Consider the following 4,137-nt stretch of genomic DNA (forward strand, 5'->3'; position numbering starts at 1 on the left):
GTCTGAGAGACCCCTCATCCGTCGGCTTGCGCCGACACCTTCTCCCGCAAGGGGAGAAGGGGCTCAGGCTTGGCCCACGGTCTCGAACATGCAGGCGGCCATGGCCTGGTCGGGGGTCTTGGCGCCGTGCAGCAGGAAGTCGAAGGCCGGATAGAAGCGGTCGGCGGCTTCGACCGCCGCGTCGATCATCGACGCGGCCTGGGCCATGGTCGGGCGCTCGCCCGAGGGCAGGGCCAAGGCGTGGCGGAAGACCACCTCGCCGTCATCGGTCCAGACCTCGAAGTGGCCCAGCCAGACGCGCTGGTTGATCATCGACAGCAGTTCGTAGGCCGCCGGGCGTTTGGTCTTGGAGGCGCGCAGGTCGAGTGACAGGCAGAGCTGCAGGCAATCAGCCTCGGGACGCCAGGCGAACCACAGCTCGTAATCCTTCCAGTCGCCGGTCAGGGCGAAGGCGAGATCGCCGTCCTCCGTCCGGTCGAAGGTCAGGTTTTCCGCCGCCAGCACGTGCTCGACCACCTCGAGGGGATCCAGCGCCAGCAGGACGTCGTCGTCGGGTTGGGTGTCCATCAGAACCTTTGGCCCCCAGGGGCGATGACGGGCGTGGGACCCGCCGGGTGTCGCCCACGAGAATGGAGTCTAAGCTGCTTCGCGCGTTTCGCCACAACAGCGTTCACGCTCCAAGCGAGCAAAAAGCGTGCTTATTCGCCCTTCCCGGAAGTACCGTCCGCCTTCGGAGCGGTCTTCTTCGCAGCCTTGGGGGCGGCTTTCGGGGCTTCGGCGGCGGCTTTTTCGGCCTTCAGGGCGGCCACTTCGGCCTGCAGGGCCGCGACCTGGGCCTTCAGAACCTCGAGGTCGTCGCGACGCACGAGATCCAGTTCGGCCGCCCAGCGGTCAGCCTGCGAGCGGAAGGCGGTCTTGGCTTCGTCGCCCGCGGTCTGGGCGATGCCCATGGCGGCCTGGGTGAACTTGGCGAACTCGTCGAGGAAAGGGTTCTGGCTGTGCATCGTCGTTCCGGATGGGCGCAAATCGCCTGACGTCCTTTATATGGTGAGCGGGGGATGAAAGCGAACAGCGAACCGGCTATCCCTGCGACCAACTGTCCCGATCGGAGCCGCGCGGCGTGATCTTTCCGGAATTCGACCCCGTCCTGATCCACCTCGGCCCGCTGGCGATCCGCTGGTACGCCCTGGCCTATGTGGCCGGCATCCTGCTGGGCTGGCAGTACGCCGTGCGGCTGGTGAAGACCTCTCGGCTGTGGGGCGGCCGCACGCCCACCGCCACGCCCGAGCAGATCGACGACCTGGTGCTGTGGATCACGCTGGGCATCATCCTGGGCGGTCGCCTGGGCTACGTGCTGTTCTACAGCCCCTCGCTGATCTGGACCAAGCCGCTGGAGATCCTGCAGGTCTGGAACGGCGGCATGAGCTTCCACGGCGGGTTCCTGGGCGTCTGCGCCGCGGTGATCCTGTTCGCCCGCCGCAACAGGATCGACCTGCTCAAGCTCGGCGACCTGGTGGCGCCGGTCGCGCCCCTGGGCCTGCTGTTTGGCCGCCTGGCCAATTTCGTGAACGGCGAGCTGTGGGGCCGGGTCACCGACGTTCCGTGGGGCGTGGTGTTCTGCAACGCCCGCATCCGCGCCCTGGAAGGCGGCGCCTGCGTGGCCGGCGACCTGCCGCGCCATCCCAGCCAGCTCTACGAGGCGGCGCTGGAAGGCCTGGTCCTGTTCGTGGTCCTGCGCCTGGCCACCCACCGCTTCGCCTTCCTGCAACGCCGGGGCGGGCTCGTGGGCCTGTTCATGCTCTGCTACGGCCTGTTCCGGGCCAGCCTCGAGAACGTGCGCCAGCCCGACGCCTTCATGCCCAACTTCCCGCTGGGCCTGACCATGGGCATGCTGCTGTCGACCCCGATGCTGCTGATCGGCGCCTGGCTGGTCTGGCGGGCCCTGAAGGAGCCCGTCGCTCCGCCCCCGCAAGAAACGATCGCCGAGGAGCCGGCCGCGTCTTGATCCCCGCACGACCCGCGCTGCTCGACCGCCTGAAGGCCCAGATCGCCCAAGACGGGCCGATCAGCGTTCCCGAATACTTCACCCGCTGCCTGCACGACCCCCGCGACGGCTACTACGCCAACCGGCCCGCCCTGGGTGTGGAAGGCGACTTCGTCACCGCCCCCGGCGTCAGCCAGATGTTCGGCGAGCTGGTCGGGCTGTGGCTGCTGGAGACCTGGGACCGCCTGGGCCGCCCCGCGCCGTTCCGCCTGGTCGAGATGGGTCCCGGCGACGGGACGCTGATGAGCGACATCCTGCGCGCCGCCCGCCTGTTGCCGCCGTTCCTGGAGGCCGCCGACCTGTGGCTGATCGAGGTCTCGCCGGTGCTGCGCGCGGCCCAGGAGGCGAAACTGGCCGGGGTGTCGGTGCGCTGGGCCGGCCGGCTGGAGGAGGTTCCGGCCAACGCGCCGCTGCTGCTGGTCGCCAACGAGCTTCTGGACTGCCTGCCGGCGCAGCAGTTCGTGAAGACCGCCGAGGGCTGGGCCGAACGGGTCGTGGGGCTGGGCGAGGACGGGGAACTGGCGTTCGGGCTGAAGAAGCTCTCTCCCCTCCCCCTTGATGGGGGAGGGGTCGGGGGTGGGGGTGACCGCGGCGCTCGACACCGCGCCGCCCTCGTCGGCGGAACCGCCTTCACCCCCATCCCCACTCCTTCCCCCATCAAGGGGGAAGGGAGCATGCCCGTCGGCGCCGTCCTCGAATCCTCGCCCGCCCAGGCAGCCCTGGGCTCGGAGATCGGCCACCGCCTGGCCCGCGAGGGCGGCGCGGCGCTGCTGATCGACTACGGCCGCGCGACGCCCGAGCCGGGCGACACCCTGCAGGCCCTGCGCGCCCACAGGAAGGAAGGCCCGCTGGACAATCCCGGCCAGGCCGACCTGACCGTCTGGGCCGACTTCCCCTCGGTGCTGGACGCCGCCCGCGAAGCGGGAGCAAACGCCCCGCCGGTGATCACCCAGGGCCAATTCCTGCGCGCTCTCGGGATCGAGGCCCGGGCCCAGGCGCTGGCCGCCGCGCGGCCCGATCGCGCCGACACCCTCGCAAGACAGCTTGATCGCCTGACCGGAGCGGCGCAGATGGGCGATCTCTTCAAGGTCGCGTGCCTGAGCGCGCCGGGGCTCATCCCCCCGCTCTTCGAGGACGAGGCATGACGCAAGCTCACATCCCCACCGTCCAGTCGTCGCTGCTGGCGACCGTGCCCGGCCTGCGCCACGCCTTCTTCACCCGCAACGGCGGCGTCTCGCAGGGCCTCTACGACAGCCTCAACGTCGGCCGCGGCAGCCAGGACGAACCGGCCGACGTGATCGAGAACCGCGCCCGCGCCGCCGGCTGGTTCGGCGTCGACCGCGAAGACCTCAACACCTGCTTCCAGATCCACTCGACCATCGCCATCGTCGCCGACGGCTCGTGGGGCGACGCCCGGCCGCAGGGCGACGCCGTTGTCAGCAAGACGCCGGGCGTGGTCTGCGGCGCCCTGCACGCCGACTGCGCCCCGGTGCTGATCGTCGATCCCGAGGCCCGCGTCGTGGCCGCCGCCCACGCCGGCTGGCGCGGGGCGCTGGACGGCGTCGTGCAGGCCGCCGTCGACTCCATGGTCGAGCTGGGCGCCCGTCCCGAGCGCATGGTCGCCGCCGTCGGCCCCTGCATCGGTCCGGACTCCTACGAAGTGGGCCTGGAGTTCCTGCACCGCTTCGAGGCCGACTGCCCCGGCTCCAAGCGGTTCTTCAAGCCGGGCAAGGCCGACGACAAGCGGATGTTCGACCTGCCGTCCTTCGTGCTCGACCGCATCGAGACCGCCGGGATCGAGCAGCGCGAATGGATCGGCCGCGACACCTGCGCCGAGGGCGACCACTTCTTCTCCAACCGCCGCGCGGTGCTGAACGGCCAGAAGGACTATGGCCGGCTGCTGTCGGCGATCATGCTGGAAGGGTGACCCCTCTCCCCTTGCGGGAGAGGGCGGCCTCCCGAAGGGAGGTCGGGCGAGGGGTCGAAAGCCCTGCCCGCCGCGAAAACGGATCGACGGGGTGCGGCGTTCAATTTCTGAGAGACCCCTCATCCGTCGCCTTTCGGCGACACCTTCTCCCGCAAGGGGAGAAGGA

General features: G+C 70.1%; 5 protein-coding genes. 3 read left to right on the plus strand and 2 right to left on the minus strand.

Features of this window, described 5'->3' with window-relative positions:
* Positions 1-63 precede the first annotated feature (63 nt).
* Both DMC18_RS17150 and DMC18_RS17155 read right to left on the minus strand, forming a co-directional pair.
* Positions 64-567, minus strand: coding sequence for a YbjN domain-containing protein (locus DMC18_RS17150; protein WP_110120074.1), 504 nt, complete (start codon positions 565-567; stop codon positions 64-66).
* Positions 568-698: 131 nt separating this feature from the next.
* Complete coding sequence (locus DMC18_RS17155) at positions 699-1,004, minus strand: accessory factor UbiK family protein (RefSeq protein ID WP_110120075.1); 306 nt, start codon at positions 1,002-1,004, stop codon at positions 699-701.
* 116 nt (positions 1,005-1,120) lie between these two features.
* On the opposite strand from DMC18_RS17155, the gene lgt reads away from it, so the two are divergent.
* From lgt to pgeF, 3 genes are read left to right on the plus strand one after another with little or no spacing between them, the layout of a single operon-like run.
* Positions 1,121-2,005, plus strand: coding sequence for a prolipoprotein diacylglyceryl transferase (gene lgt / locus DMC18_RS17160; protein ID WP_110120076.1), 885 nt, complete (start codon positions 1,121-1,123; stop codon positions 2,003-2,005).
* Positions 2,005-3,189 carry a class I SAM-dependent methyltransferase gene (locus tag DMC18_RS17165; RefSeq protein WP_110120079.1) on the plus strand — a complete coding sequence of 395 codons (1,185 nt, stop codon included), beginning with the start codon at positions 2,005-2,007 and terminating at the stop codon, positions 3,187-3,189. Before lgt ends, DMC18_RS17165 begins: the two co-directional genes overlap by 1 nt.
* Positions 3,186-3,971, plus strand: coding sequence for a peptidoglycan editing factor PgeF (pgeF, locus tag DMC18_RS17170; protein WP_110120077.1), 786 nt, complete (start codon positions 3,186-3,188; stop codon positions 3,969-3,971). The genes DMC18_RS17165 and pgeF overlap by 4 nt, the downstream gene beginning before the upstream one ends.
* Positions 3,972-4,137 lie beyond the last annotated feature (166 nt).

This window comes from Caulobacter sp. D5 (genome assembly GCF_003185805.1).
GTDB lineage: Bacteria > Pseudomonadota > Alphaproteobacteria > Caulobacterales > Caulobacteraceae > Caulobacter.

What these genes read in the sequence shown, in the direction of transcription:
- DMC18_RS17150 (WP_110120074.1), bottom strand. Translation starts at nt 567, where the DNA reads ATGGACACCCAACCCGACGACGACGTCCTGCTGGCGCTGGATCCCCTC.
- DMC18_RS17155 (WP_110120075.1), bottom strand. Translation starts at nt 1,004, where the DNA reads ATGCACAGCCAGAACCCTTTCCTCGACGAGTTCGCCAAGTTCACCCAG.
- pgeF (WP_110120077.1), top strand. Translation starts at nt 3,186, where the DNA reads ATGACGCAAGCTCACATCCCCACCGTCCAGTCGTCGCTGCTGGCGACC.